At 60.2% G+C, this 26,140-nt stretch carries 27 protein-coding genes; 13 read left to right on the top strand and 14 right to left on the bottom strand.

Going from position 1 to position 26,140, the window contains the following annotated elements:
- Entirely contained in the window at positions 1-357 is a 357-nt protein-coding gene (locus tag PR017_RS19705; RefSeq protein WP_111219310.1) for a hypothetical protein, read from the top strand.
- A 211-nt stretch (positions 358-568) separates the two neighbouring features.
- A complete protein-coding gene (locus PR017_RS19700; protein WP_111219312.1) occupies positions 569-1,066 on the top strand; it encodes a YcxB family protein in 498 nt (165 codons plus the stop codon).
- Between the two features lie 271 nt (positions 1,067-1,337).
- Here the strand turns inward: PR017_RS19700 and PR017_RS19695 are convergent, their stop codons facing one another.
- The 7 genes from PR017_RS19695 to PR017_RS19665 all read right to left on the bottom strand — a co-directional run bounded on the left by PR017_RS19695 (position 1,338) and on the right by PR017_RS19665 (position 8,957).
- The gene (locus PR017_RS19695; protein WP_111219314.1) at positions 1,338-2,570 is read right to left on the bottom strand and encodes an acyl-CoA dehydrogenase family protein; all 1,233 of its coding nucleotides are present in this window, start codon (positions 2,568-2,570) and stop codon (positions 1,338-1,340) included.
- A gap of 37 nt (positions 2,571-2,607) precedes the next feature.
- Entirely contained in the window at positions 2,608-3,378 is a 771-nt protein-coding gene (locus tag PR017_RS19690; RefSeq protein WP_111219316.1) for an ABC transporter ATP-binding protein, read from the bottom strand.
- A 19-nt stretch (positions 3,379-3,397) separates the two neighbouring features.
- Positions 3,398-4,738 (bottom strand): ABC transporter substrate-binding protein, encoded by a 1,341-nt coding sequence (locus PR017_RS19685; protein WP_111219318.1) that lies wholly within the window; start codon positions 4,736-4,738, stop codon positions 3,398-3,400.
- 84 nt (positions 4,739-4,822) lie between these two features.
- Entirely contained in the window at positions 4,823-5,878 is a 1,056-nt protein-coding gene (locus PR017_RS19680) for a branched-chain amino acid ABC transporter permease (RefSeq protein WP_111219320.1), read from the bottom strand.
- Entirely contained in the window at positions 5,878-6,759 is an 882-nt protein-coding gene (locus tag PR017_RS19675; protein ID WP_111219322.1) for a branched-chain amino acid ABC transporter permease, read from the bottom strand. The genes PR017_RS19680 and PR017_RS19675 overlap by 1 nt, the downstream gene beginning before the upstream one ends.
- Positions 6,760-6,768: 9 nt before the next feature.
- Positions 6,769-7,536, bottom strand: coding sequence for an ABC transporter ATP-binding protein (locus tag PR017_RS19670; RefSeq protein WP_111219324.1), 768 nt, complete (start codon positions 7,534-7,536; stop codon positions 6,769-6,771).
- Complete coding sequence (locus tag PR017_RS19665) at positions 7,536-8,957, bottom strand: LLM class flavin-dependent oxidoreductase (protein ID WP_111219326.1); 1,422 nt, start codon at positions 8,955-8,957, stop codon at positions 7,536-7,538. The genes PR017_RS19670 and PR017_RS19665 overlap by 1 nt, the downstream gene beginning before the upstream one ends.
- A 987-nt stretch (positions 8,958-9,944) precedes the next feature.
- On the opposite strand from PR017_RS19665, the gene PR017_RS19660 reads away from it, so the two are divergent.
- Together PR017_RS19660 and PR017_RS19655 are read left to right on the top strand one after the other, a co-directional pair.
- Positions 9,945-10,115: a hypothetical protein gene (locus PR017_RS19660; RefSeq protein ID WP_154677465.1), complete on the top strand. Its 171-nt coding sequence runs from the start codon at positions 9,945-9,947 to the stop codon at positions 10,113-10,115.
- 222 nt (positions 10,116-10,337) lie between these two features.
- Positions 10,338-10,919, top strand: coding sequence for an RBBP9/YdeN family alpha/beta hydrolase (locus tag PR017_RS19655; RefSeq protein ID WP_278333005.1), 582 nt, complete (start codon positions 10,338-10,340; stop codon positions 10,917-10,919).
- Positions 10,920-10,950: 31 nt separating this feature from the next.
- On the opposite strand, the gene PR017_RS19650 is transcribed toward PR017_RS19655, so the two are convergent.
- The 3 genes from PR017_RS19650 to PR017_RS19640 are packed head-to-tail and all read right to left on the bottom strand — an operon-like array spanning position 10,951 to position 13,548.
- Positions 10,951-11,718 carry an ABC transporter ATP-binding protein gene (locus PR017_RS19650; protein ID WP_279619556.1) on the bottom strand — a complete coding sequence of 256 codons (768 nt, stop codon included), beginning with the start codon at positions 11,716-11,718 and terminating at the stop codon, positions 10,951-10,953.
- A complete protein-coding gene (locus PR017_RS19645) occupies positions 11,718-12,563 on the bottom strand; it encodes an ABC transporter permease (protein ID WP_111219219.1) in 846 nt (281 codons plus the stop codon). Before PR017_RS19645 ends, PR017_RS19650 begins: the two co-directional genes overlap by 1 nt.
- A gap of 16 nt (positions 12,564-12,579) precedes the next feature.
- Positions 12,580-13,548 carry an aliphatic sulfonate ABC transporter substrate-binding protein gene (locus PR017_RS19640; RefSeq protein ID WP_111219224.1) on the bottom strand — a complete coding sequence of 323 codons (969 nt, stop codon included), beginning with the start codon at positions 13,546-13,548 and terminating at the stop codon, positions 12,580-12,582.
- A gap of 439 nt (positions 13,549-13,987) precedes the next feature.
- Here PR017_RS19640 and PR017_RS19635 point away from each other — a divergent pair, with 439 nt between their 5' ends.
- From PR017_RS19635 to PR017_RS19595, 9 genes are all read left to right on the top strand, one after another.
- A complete protein-coding gene (locus PR017_RS19635) occupies positions 13,988-15,619 on the top strand; it encodes a TIGR04028 family ABC transporter substrate-binding protein (RefSeq protein ID WP_111219218.1) in 1,632 nt (543 codons plus the stop codon).
- A 53-nt stretch (positions 15,620-15,672) separates the two neighbouring features.
- A complete protein-coding gene (locus tag PR017_RS19630; protein ID WP_111219217.1) occupies positions 15,673-16,617 on the top strand; it encodes an ABC transporter permease in 945 nt (314 codons plus the stop codon).
- Positions 16,614-17,522 (top strand): ABC transporter permease, encoded by a 909-nt coding sequence (locus PR017_RS19625; protein ID WP_111219216.1) that lies wholly within the window; start codon positions 16,614-16,616, stop codon positions 17,520-17,522. The genes PR017_RS19630 and PR017_RS19625 overlap by 4 nt, the downstream gene beginning before the upstream one ends.
- Positions 17,519-19,213: a dipeptide ABC transporter ATP-binding protein gene (locus PR017_RS19620; protein ID WP_111219215.1), complete on the top strand. Its 1,695-nt coding sequence runs from the start codon at positions 17,519-17,521 to the stop codon at positions 19,211-19,213. Before PR017_RS19625 ends, PR017_RS19620 begins: the two co-directional genes overlap by 4 nt.
- A 4-nt stretch (positions 19,214-19,217) precedes the next feature.
- Positions 19,218-20,267: a putative FMN-dependent luciferase-like monooxygenase gene (locus PR017_RS19615; RefSeq protein ID WP_111219214.1), complete on the top strand. Its 1,050-nt coding sequence runs from the start codon at positions 19,218-19,220 to the stop codon at positions 20,265-20,267.
- 28 nt (positions 20,268-20,295) lie between these two features.
- Positions 20,296-20,943, top strand: a complete 648-nt coding sequence (locus PR017_RS19610; RefSeq protein ID WP_111219222.1) for a CMD domain protein — start codon at positions 20,296-20,298, stop codon at positions 20,941-20,943.
- Between the two features lie 10 nt (positions 20,944-20,953).
- Entirely contained in the window at positions 20,954-21,556 is a 603-nt protein-coding gene (locus PR017_RS19605) for an alkylhydroperoxidase domain protein (RefSeq protein WP_111219207.1), read from the top strand.
- Positions 21,557-21,606: 50 nt separating this feature from the next.
- Complete coding sequence (locus tag PR017_RS19600) at positions 21,607-22,356, top strand: VOC family protein (protein ID WP_111219205.1); 750 nt, start codon at positions 21,607-21,609, stop codon at positions 22,354-22,356.
- Positions 22,357-22,521: 165 nt separating this feature from the next.
- Positions 22,522-22,713 (top strand): hypothetical protein, encoded by a 192-nt coding sequence (locus PR017_RS19595; RefSeq protein WP_111219203.1) that lies wholly within the window; start codon positions 22,522-22,524, stop codon positions 22,711-22,713.
- Here PR017_RS19595 and PR017_RS19590 read toward each other — a convergent pair.
- The 4 genes from PR017_RS19590 to PR017_RS19575 are packed head-to-tail and all read right to left on the bottom strand — an operon-like array spanning position 22,710 to position 26,107.
- Entirely contained in the window at positions 22,710-23,426 is a 717-nt protein-coding gene (locus PR017_RS19590) for an ABC transporter ATP-binding protein (protein ID WP_111219201.1), read from the bottom strand. The two genes, PR017_RS19595 and PR017_RS19590, sit on opposite strands and share 4 nt — an antisense overlap.
- Positions 23,423-24,253, bottom strand: coding sequence for an ATP-binding cassette domain-containing protein (locus PR017_RS19585; protein ID WP_111219199.1), 831 nt, complete (start codon positions 24,251-24,253; stop codon positions 23,423-23,425). Before PR017_RS19585 ends, PR017_RS19590 begins: the two co-directional genes overlap by 4 nt.
- Positions 24,246-25,103 carry an ABC transporter permease gene (locus PR017_RS19580; RefSeq protein ID WP_111219197.1) on the bottom strand — a complete coding sequence of 286 codons (858 nt, stop codon included), beginning with the start codon at positions 25,101-25,103 and terminating at the stop codon, positions 24,246-24,248. Before PR017_RS19580 ends, PR017_RS19585 begins: the two co-directional genes overlap by 8 nt.
- On the bottom strand, positions 25,100-26,107 hold the full coding sequence (locus tag PR017_RS19575) for an ABC transporter permease (protein ID WP_111219221.1): 1,008 nt from the start codon (positions 26,105-26,107) through the stop codon (positions 25,100-25,102). Before PR017_RS19575 ends, PR017_RS19580 begins: the two co-directional genes overlap by 4 nt.
- Between the last annotated feature and the right edge of the window lie 33 nt (positions 26,108-26,140).

Here is a 26,140-nt window from a genome sequence, read left to right as displayed (position 1 = left end):
TTGGATGTCGTTGATCCGAACAAGCTGGAAGAACTCTACTCCAACCCGGACGTGAAAGAATCGATCGACCTGAAGGCCGAGGACTACAAGCCGCTGCCCCCATCAGATCCCTCCGACTGGCGAAGAATGGCACTGCTGGCGTTGAAAGATGGCGGCCGGGGCCTCGGACTATGCTTCTACTGGTGGAAGTCGGATGCCGATACCGAACCCTGCATCGTCTTCATCAGCGGCGGCACGATCAACGTCTTCGTCGACCTCGAGGAATATGCCGAGCACCTCGCAAACGGAACATTCCCCGAGCAGGGCGATGCGATCTACCAGCAACTGGCACAGGACAGGGGAACGTTGAGCGACTGAGCTGCTAGCGATCCTGACCATGTACATCCGATAGCAGACCACTGCGGGCACTTGCTAGCTTCCCCTTTGCACTTCCGCTCGCTCATTCCAGCGGTCCATCGAAACCGATGTATATCCTCTTGCCGTTTGCAAAGGATATTTTCAATGGAGCAGGGGCCAAATATGAAACATATGGCTTAGTTCAATTGGCAGCGCTACGGGGACAAGACGGATGGTTACTTACCGATTGACGGACGAAGATATCATTTCAGGCAACAGATTGTGGTGGCGCTATCGGATCAAGCCATATGCTTACATCGCCGCATTCCTGCTAATCTGGATCGGAATGTGCCTATTTTCGGGTCTCACCGGTCGCGAAACGCTCGTTGTAGCCATCGTCACGAACTTTTTCGTCTCCCTCTGCGCAATTTTGGGAATGCACTACGTACTGCCTCGGATTTCGACATGGCAATCGCTTCGATATTTCCGGCAAGCCAGCAATTCGGCGCTCGACACATCCGCAGATTGGGACAAGATGCACATCGCGTTCAGCCAGACGGACGCGTTCCAGAAATTACCCTGGCGTGACATCAAGGGTTGGCGGGAGAATGACGATGTGATTGTGCTGATGCGAATCGGTCCGATGTTTAATCCGATCCCCAAGCGCGCCATGAATGCGCAGCAACTCGAGAATCTTCGGTCGTGCATGACTGAAGCGGGCATTTCCTGAAGCGGGCTTTCACATGCCCTGCTAAGGACTTGATTTATTAATTCTGCTCCTGAGGCCGGCCAAGCAGTCATCGAGCAGACTAAGCCAACTATTTAGGTTCCATAAACAGGCTTTACGCTTCAATCCATTGATTTCTTTGGAAAGACGTCGATGCGTGAGTGGTCGAAGGTTCCGATCCTTTCAAGCGCAACGATTTATGATTAGCGTACCAGCGGGTCTCTTCGAGAGGAGCACGGACGACATTGCATTCGCTCAAACTTTTTCTACAAGTTCAAGTCGATGCAAGTCCGATTCGCCACTGATAAGGCGGCGGCGTGCCATTTACGGCGAAATCGCCGACGATTCTATCTTTGTAAATGCGAGGGTTATGAGATGCCAGCGTGCGGGCATTGCGCCAATGGCGGTCAAGGCCGGCCGAAATCCGCGCGGCGGATGCGCCAAGCGCGTCGAAAGCAATCGTTGCAGCTTCGAGAACGAGATTGCTTATGACGGTGACAGCCTGTGACGTTTCCAGCTCGGCAATTGCATTGGCCTGCTCCTCGGCCTCAGGATTGCCGGTAAAATGCGCCTGATATGCGCGCTCTACGGCAGCAGCAACCTGCAGCACGATAGCACTTGCGGCATAAGCGTTGGAACGCAAGCGGCCGACCACCTGGAGGACCTGTGGGTCCTGGCTTGAGCGCGGCCCGGCGCTGTTCGAATAATGGCGAGTGCGCGCCGCTACAGCCTGCGCCACCTCGTTAGCGAGCGAACGGCCGATACCTGCGAGAGTGGCAAGATGGACCAGCTGGTAGAAGGCGGCGCCATAGCGGAACTTGTCGTCGTCGACGACAATGTCGCCGGGATCGACACCTGCGTCCGTAAAGACGGTCGTGCCGCTCGCCGTCAGCTTCTGGCCAAAACCGTCCCAGTCGTCGACAACGTTGACGCCGGGATCATTACGCCGAACCTGTAGCGAGACGCCCTCTCCCTCCAGCCCTGTCGCGCCGACGTCGATCCAGTCGGCGAACATGGATCCGGTGGTGTAGTATTTGGTGCCGTTTACCACGAGTCCGCCGTCCTTGCGCGAGACCCGCGTCGAGAAGGCATCCTGCTTGGCGGCCCCGACCTCCGTCCACGCATTGCCAGCTATCTCGCCTCGGACAATGCGTTCGACCCAGCGGTGGCGAGACCCACCGGGCGCCTTGTTAACGACATCCTCGACAAATCCGAAATGCCCGCGCAGCGCTTGGGTAATGTTTGAATCGGCGTAGGAAAGCTCGATCAGTATGTTCGCCAGTTCCGGCAAGGTCGCGCCCAACCCGCCTTCGGCGACGGGTATGCGCAGTGCGCCCAGTCCCGCTTGCTTCAACCGGTCGATCTCGGCCTGTGGCAGGGTCCGCGTCAGCTCGCGGTCGAGGGCACCTTTTGCGATGTCGTCGAATAGAGGACGAAAGCGCGAAGCCAGTTCCTCATAACGTTCGGTTGGGCCTGCACCCCATGCAAGATCTATCTGGGTGGTCATCGTGAAGTCCTTGTCAGTTTTGGATCTAAAGGAACCATCAGTTAATTGTGACTGCCGCCGCGCCGCCAAGATAAAAATCATGAACATCCTCGCGAGCGCGCAAGTCAGCTGCAGTCCCCGAAACGGCGATGCGCCCATTTTCCAAGATGTAACCATAGTCGGCATATTTGAGCGCGAGATTGGCATTCTGCTCGGCCAGCAGGAAGCTGACGCCGGACTGTCTGTTCAGCGTCCGGATGATCTCGAAGATCTCCTGGACGATAATCGGCGCCAGGCCCATCGACGGTTCGTCCAGCAGTACGAGGCTAGGCTTTGTCATCAGCGCACGACCGATTGCCACCATCTGCTGCTCGCCGCCCGAGGTCAGGCCGGCTTTTGTTCGACGCTTGTCGCGAAGACGCGGGAACCAAGCGTAGATTTGCTCGAGATCGTCGAGCAACGCCCGGCGCGACGACTTGCGGACAAATCCGCCAGCGAGAATGTTCTCTTCGACTGTCAGTTGCGGGAAGCAATGTCGACCCTCCAGAACCTGAACGAGTCCTTTGCCCACCAGCCTTGAAGCTGACGACGTACTAACGGATTGGCCGCGCCAACTGATGCTGCCACGACTTACCTTACCGCGCTCGGAGCCCAAGAGATTGGAGATTGCCTTCAGGGTTGTCGTCTTACCGGCGCCATTCGCGCCGAGGAGGGCAACTATCTTGCCTTCCCCGACCGAAAGCGACACATCCCGCACGGCGAGAACGGCCTGCCCGTAGACGGCCTCTATCTCCTTGACTTCGAGAAACCCTTTCGCCTGTGTGGTCATGTTACATATCCTTTTAGTGTTAGTTGACCGCGTCGGACGGACGGGGCGTGATGCCTTTTTCTTTCGCGTAGGCTGCGGCCCTGGCGTAGATGGCATCCTTGAACAGCGGTCGATCGCCCTTCAGCCAATCGGTTTTTGCCGTCCATCTCGTGCCGTCCCACTGGACGATCTTGGCAGCGGGACTGCCCTCGTGATCCTGTGGCGTCACCTTGATTGGGCTTATGAGGCCCGTGGCACCGAGTTCCTCGATACGCTCGGCGGTCAGGTTGAGATGTTCAACGGCCCACTGCCCTTCGGCTGAAGTCAAAGGCCGGTTTCCGTACTTGGCTTGTCCCGTCCGCAGTATCTCGGTGTAGAGGATCGCCTGCAGCAGGCCGGCATTGTAATAGACCGAACCGAACTTCGAGCCGTCGCTCAGATCTCCCTTGCCGGCATCGATGATGTTCTTCTTAATCTCCTGGCTGACCTTGAAATCTGTCCCAGACGGGAACACGGAGACCGCCAGATAATTTTTGGCGGCTGGTCCGGCGGGACGCGCGTCTTCTTCCGATCCGGTCCATATATCGCCTATGATGTGGTCGGCCGGGAAGCCGACGCGGGCCGCAGTCTTCAGGCCAACCGGCGACATCACGCCCCAGGCTCGGAAGAAAACCCAATCGACGCCGGCGCGCTTGATCTGCTGCCACTGCGCCTGCTGCTGTTGGCCTGGGTCCGGAACGGGGATCTGGATATTTTCGAAGCCGTATTTCTTGGAGAGGATCGCCATGGGCTGGATGGTTTCACGCCCATAACCCGAGTCGTGGTAAAGGGTGGCAATCTTCAGTCCCTTCAGCTTGTCATAGCCGCCCACCGTATTGGCGATGTGCTCGACGACGATCGAAGCCTCGGTCCAGTAGTCGAACAGCAGCGGAAACTGATAGGGAAAGACGCTTCCATCGACGGCATCGCCCCGACCGCCGGCTACCGACACGATCGGCAGCTTGTCTTGGCGGGCCTTGTCGGAGACGGCGGCGTCGAAGCCGCTCGATGTGGTGAAGAGCACAGCAACCGGAGCGCCGGCATATCCATTTTTATAGCGCTCGTAGCATTCGAATGCGCGTTCGAGCGTATACGCCGTTTCACATTCCTGAACGAAGATCTTGACGCCGTTTACCCCTCCCTTCGCATTAATATAGTTGAAATAATCCCGATAGCCGGCCCACTGCGGAATGCCGGATGGCGCGTACGGCCCGGTGCGGTAGGAAAACAGGGGGAAGAGCTGCTGGCCACTTCCCTCTTCCGCGTGTGCAGCTGCGCCAAGAGTGGATAACGCGATCAATGCTGTGGCGCCGAGCGCCATTGTCTTGGAAAAAAGAGACATGGTAACCCCTTGATGTGGTTATTGAAGGATAGGGAAGAGAACGATTAGTCGGGCGACCGCCAATGTGCCTGTCGCTAATCCGCTTCATTCGGACCGTCTTGTCCGAAACATATCGACCGCGCGGCGAATGAGCGCCGCCAGGCCGTCAGGCTCCTTGATCAGCAGGACGATGATGATGACGCCAAAGACGATGCGCTGCAGGTTTGTCAGGGCGCCTTGGTCACCGAGGAAGGACAGGTGGGCTGCCAGAACGACGCGATCGAGCAGGATCGGCGTCAGGACAATGAAGGCGGCGCCGAGGAAGTTGCCGAAGATGGTCGCAACGCCTCCGATCAGGACGATGAACAGGATCTGGAAGGACTTGTCGAGACTGAAGGTGTGGGCGTCCGACGTGCCGAGATAGGCGAATGCCCAGAGCACGCCGGTGATGCCGAGGAAGAAGGAACTGATGGCATAGGCTTGCAGCTTGCGTCGCGCAACCCTGATCCCGAGCACCGATGCCGCCGTTTCCATGTCGCGGATCGCCATCCATTCGCGCCCTAGCCGGCTCCGCACGATGAGCAGGGCGAGGACGATCAGCAGGCACGTGACACCGGTGGCCAGCAAATAACGGCCCAGCGGCGTTTGCAGGTCGTAGTTAAACAGGGTCAGACGCGGCGCCGAAATGGTCAGCGACTGACTGTCGTTGGAGAACCAGCTGAAGTTGCTGAACAGCCATTCGAAAAGGAACTGTGCACCGAGCGTTGAAGCGCTGAGATAGAAACCCTTGATGCGCAACGCCGGCAGGCCGAAGACGACGCCGGCAAGGGCAGCAGCGAGCCCCGACAGCAAGAGGACGACTGGCAGCGGCATGCCAGGAACTCTCAGGATGAAATTGTACGCGGAAAAGGCGCCGATGGCCATGAAGGCGGCAGAGCCAAGCGACACCAGCCCTGTATAGCCCTGAAGAAGATTGAGGCCGATGCCGGCAAGTCCCATGACGACCGTCGGGATGATGATGGAACTCAACCAATAGTCATTGGCGATTGCCGGTATGAGTCCGAAAACGACGGCTAGGCCGGCGGCGATCAGGAGGTATCGCGCATTGGGCGCAATACGCCCACTGGTGGGAAGGCTAGTATATTGAAATGCGGTCATCATCACACCCTTTCGATTTCGCGTTCGCCGAACAGCCCTGAGGGCCGTACTAGGAGGAAGGCGATGGCGAGAATGTAGGCGAACCAGGTGGAGACGCTGCCGTTGACTAGCGGGCCTATGTAGATGTCGGCTAGCGCCTCGCTGGCGCCGACGATCAGACCGCCGGCAATGGCCCCCGGGATTGAGGAAAAGCCGCCGATAATAAGTACTGGTAGCGCCTTTAGCGTAATGAGGGACAGCGAATACTGAACCCCTTGGCGTGCGCCCCAAAGTAAGCCGGCGACAAGGGCGACGATTCCTGCAACGCTCCAGACGATCCGCCAGATAGCGGGCAGGCGGATGCCGATCGATTGCGCAGCCAGCGTATCGTCGGCGACAGCCCGCAGCGAGATGCCCATGCGGGTCTTGTTGAACACCAAGGCCAGCACTGCCACCAGTGCAACGACGATGAACGACGCGACGATGTCAAACTGGCTGATGAGGATGCCGCCGTAACTCTCGGCGATATCCTCGACACCGATGTCGAGCATATGGACGTCGGTGCCCAGAAAGAACTGCGATGCGCCGTCAACCACGAAGCTCAGACCAAGCGTTGCCATGAACAACGTCAACGGATCACGGTTGCGCAAGGGTCGCAGAACCGTCGCCTCTATCAGGACAGCCGCAGCTATCATCAGCGCGACGGTCAGCACGAATGCGATCCAGAAATTTACTCCGTGTTCGACGAGCGTGACAAAGGCAAGGGCGGCGAGGAACACCATCGATCCCTGGGCATAATTGAAGACGCCGGAGGCCTTGTAAATCAGCACGAAACCGATGGCTACGAGCGCGTACATTAGCCCCGCAAACAGTCCGGTGACCAAGGTTTCAAAGAAAAAGGACATGGGCTCTCCTCAATGAACCGTGCCGAGATAGGCCGCGATGACGTCTGGATCGGCGCGCACTTCAGCAGGAAGGCCGTCGGCGATCTTGCGGCCGTAGTCGAGGACGACGACATGATGTGCAAGGTCGAGCACGATGCCGACATCGTGCTCGATCAGCACGACAGTCGTCCCGAAGGTCCGGTTGACCTCCGCAATGATCCTGCTCATCTCATGCTTTTCCTCTTGGTTCATGCCGGCCATCGGCTCGTCGAGGAGAAGAAGTTTGGGGTCAGCAACGAGGGCGCGACCAAGGTCGACCCGCTTCTGCAAGCCGTAGGGCAGGGTTGAGACGATGGTCTCGGCATGCCGCTCAAGGCCGAGGAAAGCTAGTATCCTTTCGGCGCGGGCAAGGAATGTCCGCCGCTCCTCCCGATCGCGCCCGATGCGTAGGATGTTCTCGGCAAAACTTGCCTTGCCATGCCGTGAAAGACCGGCCAACACGTTCTCGCGGACCGAAAGCCTACGGAATAGAGCATTATGCTGAAAGGTTCGCCCGATGCCAATACACGCGGCCTTTTGCGGCCGAATTGCCTCGAAGCGCAGGCCGTCAAAGACGACGTCGCCTGAATCGGCACGATAGACTCCGTTGATCACGTTTAGCAGCGAACTTTTACCTGCGCCGTTCGGCCCGATCAGGGCGCAAATTTCCCCCGGCTGCACCGAGAAGCTGAGGGCGCTGATCGCAGTAACGCCCTTGAAGGAAAGTGAGACGTGATGCAGTTCCAGAAGCGCCGGCATTACAAGCCCGCAGTTCTAAGCTGTTGCGTTGCCGCCCGCTCAGTCTGGCGACGCTTGAAAGCCTCGATGTCGCGATAGGCGTCTGCGGGATGGGATTTGGCAAGATATGGACCTTCACCGAACAGTTTTTCGCGCAACGTTCCCGGCCGGTAGGCGGTTGGATAGACCCCGCGCTTCTGCAATTCCGGTACGAGCAGATCGACGGCCTGCTCGAAGCTTTCGGGCGTTACCGCGTAGGCAAGATTGTAGCCATCGACATCGGTCTCCTCCGACCACTCCTGCAGGATGTCGGCGATAGTCGACGGCGAACCCACGAAGACTGGCCCAACACCGCCGATGCCGCCCCAGCGGGCGAGTTCCTCGACCGTCCACGCCTTGTCCTTGCCGGCGAAATGCTCGACCATCGAAACGATCGCATTGGTTTCGACCTTCTTCAAGGCATCGGTCGGCGCGTACTGGCCAAAATCGATGCCGCTCCAGCCTGACATGAACACCAGCGAACCGTCATAAGAGCTATGGGCCTGGTATTCCTCGAAGCGCTTTCGTGCCTTCTCGTCCGTCTCGTCGATGATCAGCGTTGAGAGATTGTAGATCAGTACCTTGCGTGGATCGCGACCGGCATCGGCAGCCCGCTGGCGGATCTCGGCGACATGGGCTTTGAGCAATGATTTGGTCGGCGCGCCAACGAAGACGCATTCCGCGTGTGCTGCGGCGAAAGCCTTGCCCGGCCCTGAGGCGCCAGCCTGGTACAGGACGGGCGTACGCTGCGGCGAGGGCTCGCTCAGATGATAGCCCGGGACATCGAAGTATTTGCCTTTGTGGCCAATCTCGTGCACCTTGCTGGGGTCGGTGAAGATGCCGCGAACCGCATCGCGCTGGACCGCGCCTTCCTCCCAGCTGCCCTCGAACAGCTTGTATAGGACCTCAACATATTCGGCAGCGATTTCATAGCGGTTGTCATGCCCCTTCAGACCAAGCTGGCCAATATTCTTCGCACCGCTTTCAAGATACGAGGTCACGATGTTCCAGCCAATGCGCCCCTTGGTGTGGTGATCGGCCGTCGCGAGGCGGCGCGCGAAGGTGTAGGGATGTTCGAACGATGTCGATGCGGTGATGCCGATGCCCAGGTGTTCGGTCGCAAGCGCGATGGGTGCCGCCAACTGCAGAGGATCGTTGACTGGAATCTGTGCCGCCTGCTCAATGGCGTGATAGTTCGAACCCTTATAAACGTCATAATAACCGATCACGTCGGCAATAAAGATGCCATCGAAGATTCCTCGCTCAAGTGTTCTAGCCAAGTCCTGCCAGTAATCTAAGTCTTTGTATTTCCAGGACCTATCACGCGGGTGTTTCCATAAGCCGGGAGACTGATGTCCGACGCAGTTCATATCAAAGGCATTGAAGCGAATTGAACGCGACATGGCGGCTCCGGCTGCTCGTTTTACTGAACGAGAATCTAATAGGCCGCTTTCCAAATGCATAGTTAGTATATATTTTTAATAGAGTACTTCGTAGAGTTTTTTTCTCTTTTTGTGCTGCCGGAGGTGATCTTCGACACTTGGTCAGCCGTGAGCTCGAATTATTTTTCATTGACTATAATGCTTGCACACATTGGCGCGCGAGCGCTTCAAGCCCGCTAAAAGCCAATCAACCATCGCCACTTATGCGGTTTGATAGAGAAGCTCTCGTTCGGCGTCGGTTTGAAATTTAAGAGCTTCGCTGCGCCGTAGATTGCCACCATCTGGTAAAGCGGCACAGTGGGGATGTCCTTGGCGATCCAGTCCGAGACTTTTTGCTAGTGGCGAGACGGAGCTTGTCCTCTGAGTAAGAGCCAGCTGCTGCCGGAGTGGAATGATGAAGAGAGGGCGTCGTCGTCCTGGTAGGCGCGAGGACGTGCTGATTGAGAGGGTGGAGCCATCTGCCGGCTCCTTTCTTGATAAGCTGCAGGAAGGTGGGGGTGTCGACCTGAACCATATCGACATCGAAACCTAGTTCCTGCAGCATAGCTTCAGCAACGCGTTGGTCGAAGAACGCGCCAGTCGTCAGGTGTAATTTTGGTAGTTTGGCGGCTCCGGCGGTCAGCGACGCGCCCTTGTCGAGGCCGTCGAGAATACCTTGTGTTATGCCCTCCCTGTCGATGGCATAGACCAGTTGGCGCAGCGCCGAATTGTCGAAGGGCGGCTTCTCTGAATTGATGCGGATAGGGAAGCGTTGCGTCGAAGACAGTGCGCGCAGGCGAATTTTTCGGGCTCGGGTTCAAGGTTAGGCTTTCATTTCTTCAATCTACTAACTCTATCGACAATATTGGTATGTGGCGACCGACCGGGCTGTATCTGGCACCCGCAAGCCGCAGATACCGCGTCCACGCTAGGATCATTCAATTGCTCAATAGGCAGAAGGAGATCAGCATGAAGCAAAAATTTTTTGGAAATTTGACATTGCGTCTCGCCACTCTTTTCGAGCGTGGACAGCGGCAGAAATTGCGCACCCGTGAGGTCTTTCCAGAGCACGAGCGCGAGAGCCCGACCAGTGAATACGAGATGTACTATTGGGGATTCAGCCCTGCACCGTGGTATTGAGGCCCATATATGAGCTATGTCGTTGGATACACCCGGCATTTGCAGCTTATTCAGCCGATCGATCTGAGGCACAGCTTAGCGCGCTGCGCTGAGACGGGGGCTGTCGTCTTCGCATTCCTGTTCCTGTTCGCATTTGTCGCGGGACTGGTCTGAGGGAAGCTCAACGAGCAGGACTGGGGATTGTTTGCGTCCCAGAATCCTCTTGAGGGAGAAAATCAGGTCATGACCGCAGTCCTAATCTTGCCGGGGCTATTCGGATCGGACGAGGCACACTGGCAGCAGCACTGGTTGCGGGACCAGCCTGACAGCCTATGCGTCGTTCAGGATGATTTCAACAATCCAAGGCTCAGTGATTGGATGCTGCGTTTGGAGGAGACGCTCGATGCCGTCGGCGAGGCCTATATCGTTGCCCACAGCCTTGGCTGCCTGCTCGCCGCTAACCTCGCAGGGACAGCTGCCGCCAGACAGGTCAAGGCCGCGCTGCTCGTCGCGCCCTGTGATCTAGAGCCGACGCACACTCTTCACCCTGGGAAAGTCCTCTTCGGCGACATGCCGATGGGGCAATTGCCTTTTCCCACTAAAGTCGTTGGCAGCCTCAACGACCGCTACATGTCGCTCGACCGCCTGACGCTGGTCGGCCGTTGCTGGGGCGCAGAGATAAAGAATATCGGTAACGCCGGACACATCAACACGGCCAGCGGCTTTGGTCGATGGAGCGGCGGTTATCAGCTGCTTGAAGGTATGAAGTCACGCACCCGCCGTCGCAGGTCAGTGGCCGAACTGCCGATGTGCCCGGTTCGGTGACGTCGGCGACGTCTGACTGGTAACACACTGATCACGATCGACTTGCGGTCATCTGACACGCTGCAGATGATTGTAACGACATATTCAGAAGCGCCAGAATTTTGCGTCTTTTAGCTTCAAAGGCGGGGGCTGTCCTGTCTCGCTTTCTTGGTAGCTGGATCGCAACCTCATCGAGTATCTGACCAGGACGTGGGCGCATGACAACGACCCGGTCTGCCAACGCTACTGCCTCCTCGATGTCGTGAGTAACGAGGATCAGCGTCGGCCGCGTATCATCCCAGATATCGAGAAGATGGTCTTGCAGATCTACACGGGTAAATGCATCCAAGGCCGAAAACGGCTCATCGAGAAGCAGGACTTTTGGGCGGGTCACCAAGGCACGCGCAATCGCCACACGTTGCGCTTGACCACCCGAAAGCTCCTTCGGCCACCGCGCCGCATAGGATGAGAGGCCGACCTTCTCCAGCGCCCCATTCACAAGGCCAACCCGGTTGATAGCGGTTTGTTTCGGCAATCCAAAGCCCACATTGCCCGCCACCGTCAACCACGGCAGCAGCCTCGGCTCCTGGAAAATCAGATTGATGCGTGGGTGCGGTTCCAAAATCGTTTCTGCGCCCAGCATCACACGGCCACGGCTTGGATGATCAAGGCCGCTAACGAGACGCAGCAGCGTGCTCTTGCCGCAGCCAGAGCCGCCGATCACGGCGACGATCTCGCCGGGTCTCACCCGCAGTGAAACTCCCTCAAGAGCATGCACGCCGCCGGCGAATGTTTTTGAAAGACCCTGCAACGACAACATCAGCTCTGCCCCCGGTTGAAGGTGTCCTGCCAGCGAAGCAAAGGGGCGGTGGCCAAGACCAGCAAGCTGTCGGTTGCCTTGCCGATAATTGCAAAACAGACGATGGCCGCCATGATCTGCGCCGGTTTCCCCAATTGCTGGCCGTCGACGAGCAGGTAGCCAAGCCCTTCGGAAGCGCCCATGAACTCTGCGGCGACAACGAACATCCAGCCAAGTCCAAGACCAGCCCGCAACGCAATCACGTAGGCAGGAAACACCGCTGGCAGCAAAATGCGCCCGACCATCGCAAAACCTGACAGCCGAAAGATGCGGCCGACCTCGACGATCTTGCGATCGACCGACTGCAGCGCGCCGGAAAAGCCAAGATAGACAGGAAAGAACACGCCGACGGCAATCAGCGCGATTTTTGATGTCTCGAAGATACCGAGCCAAAGGATGAACAAGGGCACCCAGGCGACTGAGGGTATTGCCCTTAGTGCCTGCAGGGTCGGATCGAGCAACTGGCGAGCCAGCGGAAAATAGCCCGTCAGCGCGCCGGCAATGGTGCCGGCCACGGTTCCGATACAGAACCCCAGCAGAACGCGAAGCGTCGTGATCCACACATGTGTCAGCAACTCGCCACTCTGCAGCAGTGCCCAGAGTGTATTCATCACCATCGACGGCGGCGGCATCAACCGTCCACCCATCCAGCCGAGATCGACAGCCACTTCCCAGAAAATGAGTAGACCAGCGGGAATGATAATTGCCTTGGCAATGCGTACGGAAAAAGCCGCGAGCGCCCGTCGTTTGCGGGCGCTCGCGGCTTGCCTATCGATGGTCTGCCTGACTTCGGCTGCATCCGTCATGGAGTGAACCGTAACCCTACCGAGTATCTGTCACGGCAAAGTCCGTATCGATCAGTTCACCTGCCACCTTCTCGACATCCGCCCCTGCCTGTATGACGCCGGCCTTCTGTAATGCCTTTCCAGCCGCGATAACGGTTTCCCTCTGGGCTGTACCGATGGTCGGCTTGGTGAGGTCGGTGCGCTCGAGTTGCTTGTCGATCACGTTTTCCGGTAGCTTCGCTGCCTCGACCAGCGCCGCCTTGAGCGCTTCAGGGTGCTTCAGGGCATCTTGGCGTGCCTGCTCGTAGACCGCAATCACGCGCTTCACGATGTCTGGATGCTCTGCAGCGAACGTCTCCGTGGTGTTCAGCACGCCCCAGGTATTGTTCTGGGGCTTGCGGAAAAAAAGCTTCGCGCCCTCTTCGACCTCGGCCGATGCCATCAGGGGGTCGAGGCCCGCCCAGGCGTCAACATCGCCACGCAATAGGGCGAGCTTACCGTCGGCATGTTGCAGCAGCACAAGCTTGACATCCTTTTCTGTCAACCCGGCATCTGCCAGCGCGCGCACGAGGAATATGTGTGGATCGGTGCCACGCGTGACTGCGATGGATTTGCCCCTGAGGTCGGCTACAGACTTGATCGGGCTGTCTGCACGGGTGACCAGAGCCGTCCACTCGGGCCGCGAAAAAACATATATCGATTTGACCGGATTGCCGTTGAAACGGGCAATCAGCGCCGCGGCGCCGGCTGTCGAGCCGAAATCGATCGAGCTCGCATTAAGGAATTCCAACGCCTTGTTGGATCCGGCCGACTGCACCCAGGTGATCTTGATGCCGTCATTCTTGAACTCCTTTTCCAGCAAGCCCTCCTTCTTAAGAAGCAGGCTTACCGGATTGTAGGTAGCCCAGTCGATGCGGATCTCTGAAAGCTGGGCCGCCCCTGCAGGCCCGGCGATCATGCCGACGGCGACTGCAACTCCCAAGAATGTAGCTCTTATCGTCGACATCATCTGGGGCTGCCTTTTGTTTTGATTTGAAGAAAAAAATTGTCTTATCGCAATCGTAAGAGAAGGCACCCCGATGCGGGACGCAGATTTCTCTCATTCGGCTGCCTCAACAGGAATAATTTTTCGAGAATAGCTGTGCCGACGGCAGCGGACATCCCGAGCGGTGGGATAGGCCAACTGATGTGTAGGCCGCGTGCCGCATTCACGGCGCAGCTGCGACAATGCCACGCGCAAGTTGCCCGATGTCGCAGTTGTATACCGGACGAGCCGCGAGACAGGGTCGGCGGATGGGATCGGAGACAAGTTGCAAGGAAAGACGATCTTACGCGTCGGTTGTTTTGCATATACCGACAAAAATAGCACACTAATTTAATAGAGAATATTGCGCCTGCAGCCGCATGCCGTACCCTTGAAAGGAATTCACATCAAGGGCTCTCCCATGCGCAACAAGACTACCTTCATGGCCGCAACATTCGCCGGCATCGCATCGCTGCTGTCATCGACTGCCTTTTCGGCGGATGCGGAGAAACCGGTACAAGGTGGCACGCTGGTCTATCTCGAGCAGCAGGCCCACACCAATCTCTATCCGCCGGCCGGCGGCTTCTACCCGAACGGCGGCATCCTCAACCAGATCACTGACAAGCTGACCTACCAGAACCCAAAGACGCTGGGGATGGAGCCGTGGATAGCCGATTCCTGGACTGTAAACACCGATGCCACCGAATATGTCTTCAAGTTGCGCAAGGGCGTGACCTTCTCCGACGGCACGCCGCTCGATGCCGACGCGGTGGCCAGGAACTTCGATACTTTTGGACATGGCAACAAGGCACTGAAGCAGCCGGTTTCCGAAGTTATCAACAATTATGACCACAGCGAAGTTATCGACCCGCAAACGGTAAAATTTGTCTTCAAGAAGCCGGCGCCCGGCTTCCTGCAGGGGACCTCTGTGATCGGCTCCGGGTTGGTGTCGTTGAAGACGCTAGGCCTGCCCTTCGAGCAACTCGGCGACGCCACGAAAATCATCGGTTCCGGCCCCTTCACGGTCGCAGCCGAGACCATCGGCAAGGATCTGACGCTGACGGCACGCGGCGATTACAACTGGGGTCCTCAGAAGCTCGTACATCAGGGGCGCGCCTATCTCGATGGCATCAAATACGTGATTACCGGCGAAGACAGCGTTCGCATCGGCGCGCTGCTGTCAGGGCAAGCGGATTTCATCCGCCAATTGCAAGCCTATGACGAAAAGCAGGTCAGCGACCAGAGCTTCCCGATCTATGCCGCGCCGACCCGCGGCGTCAACGACAGCATTGCCTTCCGACCGGAGAACCCGCTGGTGGCCGACGTGCGGGTGCGCCAGGCGCTTCTGCATGCGACCAACAATAAGGAGATCGTCGAGACCCTGTTTTCTGCCAACTATCCGGCTGCCAAATCCGTGATTTCGTCATCCGCCGCGGCCTATGAGGATCTGTCGGATAAGCTATCCTACGAACCGGCGCTGTCGGAGAAACTTCTCGATGAGGCTGGTTGGGCGAAGGGGGGAGACGGCGTTCGCCAGAAGGACGGCAAGCCACTGACGCTGGCCGTCTACGAATCCCTGCCGCAGCCGCAGAACAAGGCTGTGCTGCAGCTCGTGGCGCAGCAGTGGGCAAAGGTCGGTGTCAAGCTGCAAGTGCTGGCCGGCACCTCGGGCAATGTCGTCGTCGACACCGTCAATCCCGATAAAACGCCGCTGGTGGTTGCCGAAGTCGGCCGCGCCGATCCCGATGTGATCAAAAGCCAGTTCTACCCGCTGAACCGCGATGCATTGCTGCAGAAGGGCGGCCTCAACGCCAAGGCGACCTTCGTCGATGCCAAGCTGAACGGACTCCTGGAAAGCGTTGCGTCGGGAACCGATAGCGCCCAACGCTTTGCCGCCTCTAAGGCGGCGCAGGCATATCTGCTCGACCAGGCTTATGTCATCCCGATCTTCGAAGAGCCGCAAGTCTTTGCCAGCGCGCCTTATGTCCGCGGCATTGCCTTTGAATCCGTCGGCCGTCCAAGCTTCTACGACACTTGGCTTGCCGAACACTGAAACATTTCTGGCCCGGCCAGACGCCCGGGCCAATGCAGTTGATGAGGTCTGTCATGCCAAGATATATCATGTTCAGAGTAGGGCAGGCGGTGCTGGTACTCTGGGTAAGCTTCACGGTTTCCTTCTTGCTGCTGCAGGCGATGCCTGGAGATGCGGTGCTGATCAAATTTCAGAATCCGGACTATGGCCTCAGCCCCGACCAGCTGGCGGAGCTCCGTACCGCCTACGCTGCTGATGGCTCGATATTGCAGCAATATTTTCGCGCCATAGGCAAGTTTCTGACGGGCGATTTCGGCTATTCGTTCAAGGCCGGCGTTCCGGTCAGCTCCGAGCTTGCCACCAATCTACCGGCCACCCTGTGGCTTGCCGGCCTCGGCTTTGCGACCGCAACGCTGTTTGCCATGGTCATCGCCGTGCTCGCCAACATCGCCGGCTTCGGACGATTGCGCACCCTCATCCAGTCGATCCCGGCGCTTTTCATCTCTGTACCGGCCTTCTGGCTTGGGATCATGCTCATTCACCTGTTCTCGTTCCGCTTTCACCTTGTGCCGGTGATCAATCCCGGCCCCTGGCAGGGCTTGATCCTGCCGGTGCTGACACTTGCCGTGCCGATCTCGGCCCCAATGGCGCAAATCCTGTTGCGAAACATCGATGAGGTCTTGACGCGGCCCTTTGTCTCGGTGGCCCGTGCCAAGGGTGCGTCGCATGCCTGGGTGCTTTGGCGGCATGTCGCCAAGAACGCCGCGCTTCCCGTCATGACCCTCGCTGGCGTACTGTTCGGCGAACTTTTGGCCGGCGCCGTCGTCACCGAGACGGTCTTCGGGCTGAATGGCATCGGCAGCCTGACGGAACAGGCGGTCAACAGTCAGGATGTCGCCGTGCTGCAGGCGATCGTCGTCATCTCCGCCACCGCCTTCGTGGTCATCAATCTCGTCGTTGACCTCTTGTATCCAGTCTTCGATCCGAGGCTGAAAGTTGCTTTTGGAGGGATCCGATGAGCCTTCTCGATATAGCCGTGCATACCATCGAAAAAGCGGAAACCGGCGTGGTCGCCGCTGCGCCAGCACCAGACCTGCTGTCCGAAGGTCCACGCTCGCGCTGGTTGATCCGTCGTCTCCAACCAGGCCTGATTCTCGGCATCATCGTTCTCGCCGTCGTCACTTTGTGGGCCATTGAGCCGGGCCTGTTCACGATCTACGACCCCTTTGCCGGCCAGCCGGGCCAGCAGCTCAAGGCACCGAGCGCGCTGCATCTGCTCGGCACAGATTCGCTCGGCCGCGACGTCTACGGCCGCATCGTCTATGGGTCGATCAATTCACTGTCAGGCGCGCTTGCGGCCGTCTCCATTGGGCTTGTCGTCGGCACGACGATGGGCATTTTCGCCGGCTCGCTCAGCGGCTGGGTTGATGCCACCATCATGCGCTTCGTCGATGTGCTGCTGTCGATCCCGGCGCTGCTGCTTTCGCTGAGCGTCATCGCGCTACTTGGCTTCGGTACGACCAACGCCGCCATCGCCGTCGGCGTCACCTCAATCGCCAGCTTTGCCCGGCTGGTGCGCTCGGAGGTCGTCACCGTCCGCCGCAGCGACTATGTCGAGGCCGCCTTCGGCAGCGGCGGCACTTTCCTACAGGTGCTCTGGCGCCATATCCTGCCGAACTCCCTGACATCCGTCATCGGGTTCACAGCATTGCAGATCGGCTGGGCCATGCTGCAGCTGGCAACGCTTGGCTTCCTCGGTTTCGGCGCACCGCCGCCGACACCCGAATGGGGGTTATTGATCGCCGAGGGGCGAAATTATATCGCGACCGCTTGGTGGCTGACGGCCGCACCCGGCATCGTTGTCGTATTGGTCGTACTCTCTGTCAATCGTGTCAGCCAAGCCATTGGGAGGGCGCGGATATGACCATCGTTCAGACAGTTAACAACGCCGCCTTACCTGCCCTCGACGTCTCCGGCCTAACGGTCGGTTACGAGGACCGGAACGGATGGCGCACCGCTGTTCATGGCATCGATTTTACCGTCGCGGCCGGCGAGGTTGTGGCGCTGGTCGGTGGGTCCGGTTCCGGCAAGAGTTCCACGGCGCAGGCTATCATCGGGCTGCTGCCCTCTAACGGCCGGCTTGAAGGCGGCAGCGTCCGCCTTAATGGCCAAGACATTGCACGATGGCCGCAGAAGCGATTGAACGGTATTCGCGGCTCCGTCGTCAGCCTCATCCCCCAGGATCCGGGCAATTCGCTCAACCCGGTCAAAACCATCGGTCGGCAGGTGGCGGAAATCCTGACCATTCACGGCAAGGCCTCGGGTGCACAGGCCTATGAGATCGCTATCGAGCTGCTGGACCGCGTCGGCCTCAATCAGCCGAAACTGCGGGCCCAGCAATATCCGCACGAACTGTCCGGCGGCATGAAGCAGCGGGTGCTGATTGCCATCGCCATTGCCCTCAAACCGTCCCTGATCATTGCCGACGAACCGACCAGCGCGCTGGATGTGACGGTGCAGCGGCATATCCTCGACCTGATCGACGTGCTGCGCCAGGATTCGGGAACGGCGGTGCTGCTGGTCACCCATGACCTCGGTGTTGCCGCCGACCGCGCCGACCGGTTGATCGTCCTGCAGCAAGGCGTCATCCAGGAACAGGGCCGCACCGCCGAAATTTTGAGACAACCGAAAAGCGGCTATACCCGTCAGCTCTTGGCGGATGCACCCTCGCTGAACATCAAGCCAAGGCCGTTGGCGGCCATTGCCGCGCAGCAGATAGGCGATACGCAGCCCGCCGACGATCCTTCGAAGGACATCATCGTCGTCGAAAACCTCGTCCAGGATTTTGGCCAGGGCAGGGGCGCGGGCTTTCGGGCGGTCGACGATATTTCGTTCCGCGTCCGGCGCGGCACCACCCATGCGATCGTCGGCGAATCCGGCTCCGGCAAGACCACGACCATCCGCGCCGTCGCCGGCTTCCAGCGCCCGACGACGGGCAGGATCACCATCGATGGGTTGGACCTCGCTTCGCTGAAGGGCGAGACGCTGCGGCTTTTTCGCAAGAAAATCCAGCTCGTCTATCAAAACCCGTTCGGCTCGCTCGATCCGCACCAGACGATCCGCCGGATCGTCGAGGAGCCACTTTTGAATTTCGAGCGGATCGCGCCGACAGAGCGGCTCGACAGAGTTGCGGCGATGGTGGAAGAGGTCGGCCTGCCGGCCGATGTGCTGCAGCGCCAGCCGCGGGCTTTATCCGGCGGCCAGCGACAGCGCGTCGCCATTGCCCGGGCGCTGGTCCTCGATCCGCAGATCCTGGTGCTCGACGAAGCCGTGTCCGCCCTCGATGTCACGGTTCAGGCGCAGATCCTGGCGTTGCTCGAAAAGTTGCAGCGGGATCTGGGCCTCACCTATCTGTTCGTCTCGCATGATCTTTCCGTCGTCCGGCAGATTGCCGACACCGTCTCCGTGCTCAACAACGGCAAGCTGGTCGAGGACGGCGCGGTGCAAGACGTCTTCGGCAGTCCGCAAAGCGACTACACCCGCGAGCTGCTCGAGGCCATTCCCGGCAAGCGCTACCAATCATTGATGCGCAACCCCCTTACCAGTGCAGGATAATCCCATGACCGTTTCCTCTCAGCCAAAGCGACTTGGCTTCTTCAGCCGCGTGCTCGACCAGACCGACGCCGAAACCCGCTATCGCCTGGTCGGCGAGCAGATCATCCATGCCGAAAAAGTCGGCTTCGACAGCGCCTGGCTGGCGCAGCACCATTTTAATGAGGAGGAAGGTGGATTGCCGGCGCCGCTGGTGCTGCTCGCCGATATCGCTGCCCGCACATCACGCATCCGCCTCGGCACCGGCGTCATCACCCTGCCGATGGAAAATCCCGTCCGGGTCGCAGAAGACACCGCCGTGCTCGATCTGCTGTCGGGTGGCCGGCTGGAGGTCGGGTTTGGCACTGGCGGCACGCCGCAGGCGTTTCTACCCTTCGGCCTGGACAGCGCCGAACGCGGGCCCGTCTATGGCAGCCATCTCGCCACAATCCGCAAGGCCTGGAGCGGCGGTGAGCTGCCGGGTGGCAACCGGCTCTATCCGGCTGCACCGACCCTCGGCGATCGCGTTTGGCAGGCGACCTTCTCCGTCGGCGGCGGCGAGCGGGCCGGCCGCGATGGCGACGGGTTGATGCTGTCGCGCACCCAGCCGCGACCGGCGGAGACACCGTTTGCAGCCCTTTGGGACCTGCAGAACCCGATCATCGACGCCTATCTTGCGGCGTTGCCGACCGGGCGTGCGCCGCGCATTCTCGGCTCGCGCAGCCTGTTTGTCGTCGACGACCGCAAGGAGGCTTTGCATCTGGCCGAGATCGGCCTGCAGCGCAGCGTCGAGCGCTTCGTCGCCAGCGGCCATGTCATCGCCGACCGGACGACAGCCGGCCTAATCAAGGCCTTCGACGCGCATGTCGGCACGCCAGACGACGTCATCGCCTCGCTGCAGGCCGACACGGCACTGTCGCGCGTCACTGATCTCGTCTTCCAGGTCCATTCCGTCGATCCGCCGCACGCCTATATCCTGCGCTCGCTCGAACTGATCGCCTCCGAAGTAGCGCCGGCGCTGGGCTGGGCCGAACAGGCAGTCCGTCCGATTGCGCGCCTGAATGCGGCAACCGCCTAATCGCGCCTTCAAACAGAAAGGCTTTCCCATGACATCCTCCAAACCTGACGTCATCGATCTCCTGGCCGGAACAGGCGCCGGTTCCAACGTCGATCGCATTCGCAGCGAGCGACCGGAAACGCGCACCAACGCCCAGCAGAGCTATCTGGCGCTGTTCGAGCCGGCCGAGCCGGGCGATGTCAGCCGGACCGAGCGCCTGGCGGTGGCCGCCTTCGTTGCCGGGCTGCACCGGGCCGATGCGGTGGCGGAATTCTATGCCGCGGGCCTGGCCGAGATCCCCGGCAGCGCGTCGCTGCTCGGCGCCATCAATGCCGAGGTTGAAAAGGGCCGGACGCAAGGGCCTTACGGACGCTTCCCGAGCGGGCCGCTTTCGGCCGAGGACAAGCCGGGGCCGGCCTTCGTCATCTCCGAATTCAACGCCGTGACGCTCGGCAAGAGGCTGACGGCGGCGCTGCAGCACAGCCACCTCCTGATGTTCCGGCCGCGCGAATCCAGCCCTGAGGCGCTGCAGAAGCTGCTGGATGCCGGCTGGAGCACGACGGCCATCGTCACCCTGTCGCAGATCCTCGCCTTCCTGGCCTTCCAGATCCGCGTCGTTGCCGGCCTGACCGCCTTGGCTGCCGCCGGCACCAAACCACTGGCCGCCGCAAACACGACGGCAACCGCGAACGCATAGGGAGACAGTCATGTCCGAGACGATCATCCACACCGATATCGACAACCGTCCAAATGCCTTCACCCAGGCCGAAATCGGCTGGACGCCCTGGCTTCAGCCGCTGGAAGAGACGGATCTGACCGACCGGCATTGGGCCGGCCTTGTCGATGCCGCCCGCTCGAAATCGACCTATTTCATGCTGCTCGCCCGCGATCCGGACATCTTGGGTGCTCGAACCAAGACCGACAAGGACATTTTCTACAACACAAAGTCTGGCCTTCCCCGTGCCGATCGCGAATTGTCGGCCGCCGCCGCCTCGCGCTCCAACGGCTGCATCTTCTGCGCCTCGGTGCATGCCCGTTTCGCCTCGCATTTTTCCAAGCGGACGGAGGATGTGCAGCGGCTTCTCGATGAGGGCACCGATGCCGATCTCGGCAGCCGCTGGAACGCCATCGTCGCCGCCTCCGTGGCGCTGACGGCCACCCCGCCCGTGTTTGGCGCGGCCGAGATCGAGCGCTTACGGGCCGAGGGGCTTGACGATCTGGAAATTTCTGACGTCATTCACGGCGCGGCATTCTTCAACTGGGCCAACCGGCTGATGCTGTCGCTCGGAGAGCCGACACCTGTGGCCTAAGGCGCGTGGCACGCACTGTCGTAAGATACTCCTCCAACGGAAACCAAAACATGGCCTTTGCCCTCGACCACATTGTCATCGCCGTCAATGACCTTGAGCGGACCGTCGCGGATTACCGGCTGCTCGGCTTCACGGTTTATCCCGGTGGCGTGCATCACGGCGGCGTATCACACAATGCCCTGGTGGTGTTTGCCGATGGCGCCTATTTCGAGCTGATCGCCTATCAGCGGCCCGCTCCCGGCAATCCGTGGTGGACACTGCTGACCGAGGCCGGCGAGGGGCTTGTCGATTTCGCCTTGGTTCCGGACGACACCCAGACGCATCTCGCCGCCGCCCGGGCGCGTGGCCTGAGCCTGAATGGGCCGACGGCCGGCGGGCGCTTGCGGCCGGATGGCGTCAGGCTCGATTGGCAGATCGTCCGCCCGGAAACGCGCGACCTGCCCTTCTGGTGCGGCGATGTCACATCGCGGGATTTGCGCGTGCCCCCGGGCGAGCATCGCCGGCACCCCAACGGGGTCGAGGGGATCGCGGTCGTTCGCGTCGATGTCGCGGATATTACGGCGAGCGCGGACCGCTATCGTGCACTAGTGGGGGCCGATGCCGTCAGCCGCTCCGGCGAGCGTGTCCGCGTCGCAATCGGCGCGTCGATCATCGAACTCGTCGGGCGGGACCAGGGAGAGACGCAAAGCCGTCTGCGGGCGCGCGGCGAGGGCGCCTTCTCGGTCGGTCTGCGCGGCCGCGGCGCTGCCAATCTCGACATTGGCCGCTCGCACGGCGCTGTCCTGCACATCGAGGATTAGCGCCAGCCGCTTGTTTCGTGGATCCGCACCTGGCCAGCACATGGCGGTTATCTTTTTCAAGAAATGCGACAAGGACAGTGCCCCATTTCTTTAGTCTACTAGTATTGTAGACTAATTCGATAGGACGGTTTCTGCGGAACACGAACGTCGAACAAGGAGAACTCAATGAGCGTCCTGCGCTATTTCGGTCGCCTTCGGTCTCGTCGCGACAGCCTGGAAGACAGGTTGCATCTGCACGAAGCGCGCCGCTGCTTTGGAAGCGAAGACTGCGAAGACGGCACCACCGATGAACTTCTGGCGCAAATATCCGAGCTCGACTACAGCATGTGTTCACTGCGCTATCGCCGCCGCCATTAGGGTGTGGCTAGTGAGCTCGCCAACAGTCCGGCGTGATCCACCTCGCCGATGATGCCCCCCTTCTCCATCGTCACGGCCCGGTCGCACATGTGGCCGATGACGCCGAGATCATGACTGACCAGCACCAGCGTCATGTTGTGCGACGCCTTGAGATCGTTGAGCAGATTGAGGATGCCGGCCTGGACTGACACATCCAGCGCCGAGGTCGGTTCGTCGAGCAGCAGCAGTCGTGGCTTCAGCAGAAGGGCCCGGGCGATCGCCACTCGCTGGCGCTGGCCGCCGGAGAGCTGATGCGGATAGCGATCGGCGATTGCTGCCGAAAGGCCGACCCGCTCCAACGCCAAAGCAACCTCCGCCTCGACGTCGGCGACGCCCGCGATCGTGAGCGGCTCGCCGAGCACGCGGCGGATGCGGTGGCGGGGGTGCAGCGACGAATAGGGATCCTGAAACACCATCTGGATCTCGCGCCGCAAGAGACCGGTAACCTTGTGGTGGGGCTGCAGCTTTTGGCCGAAGACGGAGATCGATCCGCCCCACGCCAAGTTCAGGCCGGCGATGCTGCGCAGCACTGTGGTCTTGCCGCAGCCGGACGGTCCGATGAGGCCAAAGGTCTCGCCTTTGGCAATTGAGAGATTGACATCGTCGACGGCCTTAAATGGAGCCGTTGCGCCCTGAAAAGTGACCGAAAGATGCTCTACTACGATCCCAGTCACGTCGCGTCCTCGTCATCGATCACCGGCAGGCGTGTTCCGTAAGTGGTTACGGACGGCCGTGCCGCCCAGAGGCCTCTGGTATAGGGCGACTTGGCTTCGGCGAGGCTGGCGGCCGGGAGACGGTCGACGATCTCGCCCTGGCGCAGGACAATGACGCGATCGGCATAGCGCGCTACCTGCTGGAGGTCGTGGCTGATCAGCATCATGGCCATGCCGAACTCTTCGACCAGAGAACGCAGCAGCAGCAAAATCTGCTCCTGCAAATCATGGTCGAGCGCCGAGGTCGGTTCGTCGGCGATGATCAGTTTTGGGCGATTGATCAGCATTGCGGCGATCATTACACGCTGGCCCATGCCGCCGGACAGGGCGGCCGGATAGCTGTCGTAGACGCGCTTCGGATCGGCAAGCCCAACCTTGTCCATCATCTCCAGCGCCCTGTCGCGACGCTCGCCAGCGGACAGTTTGGTGTGCAAGAGCAATGTTTCCTCGATCTGACGGCCGATGCGATGGGCCGGATTGAGCGAGAATTTCGGGTTTTGCAAGATCAGGCCAATGCCATCGCCGCGCAGACCATTCCACTGCGAAGGTCGCATTGTCTGCAGATCCACCCCGTCGAACCTCATCGCCTCAGCGCGCACCTTGGCCTGCGGTGGCAGCAGCCCCATGATGGCGCGACCGGTCATCGATTTCCCCGAGCCGGATTCGCCGACGACGGCGACGATCTCGCGGCCAACGCCGAACGAGATGGATTTGACCACATCGATCGGACCACGGTCGGACGGGAAGGCAATCGTCAGGTTCTGGACGTCGAGCAAGGGTTCAGCCATGACGTGGATCCAGGATGTCGCGCAGGCCGTCGGCGACGAGGTTGAAGCCTAGCGAGATGAACAGGATCGAAAAGCCGGGGGCGGCGGCTATCCACCATTGGTCGAAAATCACCTGAGTGCCCTCGGCGACCATCGAGCCCCATTCAGCCGTCGGCGGACGGACGCCGAGGCCGAGAAAGCCGAGACCGGCTGCGGCGAGGATGATGCCTGACAGGTCAAGCGCCAGGCGGATGATGGCGGATGGCATCACCAGCGGCAGAACATGGCCGATCAGCAGCCGCGTCCCGCGGATGCCGACCATCTCGGCGGCGGCAAGATAATCGCTGCGGCGCAACGCCACCGTCTCGACGCGCGCCTGCCTTGCATAGGCCGGCCAGCTGGTGAGCGCGAGCGCCAGGGCACCGTTGAGAAGCCCAGGGCCCATGATGGCGACGAAGGCGAAGGCCAGCAGCAGCCGCGGAAAGGACATGACGATGTCGGTGATCCGCATCAGGATACGCTCAGTGATGGCGCCGAAATAGCCGGCGAGCACGCCGATGACAATACCGGTGGGTGCCATCAGCAGCACGACGAACAGCACCAGCAAGAGGGTCGGGCGGGCACCATAGAGCAAGCGCGACAGCAGGTCGCGGCCGAAGGCATCGGTGCCGATCCAATGTTCGGCGCTCGGCACGGCGAGCCGGTTGGCCGTCTCCTGCAGGTTCGGATCGTAGGGTGCGATCAGCGGCGCAAAGAGTGCCGCGAACAGCATCAAGAACAGGATCGTCGTCCCGATGGCTGCCGACGGCGATCGCAGCACGCGCCGCAGCAGGGAGCTGGAGAGAACCGCGGGTTCCACCACAAGGCTCATCGGGCACGGTCCTTCTGGACAAAGCCGACGGTAAGGTCGGTCAGGGCGTTCAGCAGCACGAAGGTGCTTCCCACGACAAGCGTCGCGCCAAGAATGGCCGGGGTGTCACCGGCAAACATGGCTGTCGTCAGGTATCGGCCAATGCCGGGCCAAGCAAACACGGTTTCTGTCAACACAGCGCCTTCGAGCAGGCTGGCATAGGCCAGTGCCACGACGGTCAGCAGAGTGCTAAAGATGTTCGGGAGGATGTGGACGAAGACGATGCGGGTCAGGCTGGCGCCCTTGGCCCGCGCTGTCAGCACATATTCCTGGCCGAGCTCGGTCAGCACCGCGCCACGCGTCAGTCGGGAAATGCCGGCCAGCGCATAGAGTGCCAGCACGGTGGCGGGGAGCACGAGATGGGCGAGTACGTCGGCCACAGCACCCGGCTTACCTGACAGCCAGGCGTCGACGATCGCAAATCCAGTGACGGGTTTGACAGTATATTGGAAGACGATCCCTAGCCGTCCGGGACCCGGCGCCCAATGCAGGCGGGCATAAAACAGCAGTAGCATCAGCAGGCCGAGCCAGAAGATCGGCACGGAATAGCCGAACAGCGAAACGACCCGGGCAATGGCATCGACCCAGCTTCCCGGCCGCATGGCGGCAAGGATACCAAGCGCCAGGCCAATGATGGCGCCGGCGATGATGGCGGTCGTTGCCAGTTCAATCGTTGCCGGGAAGGTGCGTGCGATGTCGCTCGCGACCGGTTGCCCGGTCGAAATGGACTGGCCGAGATTGCCGGAAAAAGCGGCCTGCAGATAGCGCAAAAACTGAATAGGAAGCGGGCGGTCGAGACCGAGCGCTAGGCGCGCTGCGTCGTAACTCGACTGGCTGGCATGATCGCCGACCATCTGTAGGGCAGGATCGGCCGGGGCAAGCCGCGTCATCAGAAAGGTGACGAGCGCCAGGCCAAGCAACGTCAGCGCAAAGGACCACAGCCAGCGCAACAGGCGCCCTAACATGACAAACCCCCGCCAGCCTTTTGGCTGACGGGA

This window comes from Rhizobium tumorigenes, from assembly GCF_003240565.2.
Lineage (GTDB): Bacteria > Pseudomonadota > Alphaproteobacteria > Rhizobiales > Rhizobiaceae > Rhizobium > Rhizobium tumorigenes.
This window is presented reverse-complemented; position numbering and strand designations above follow the sequence as displayed.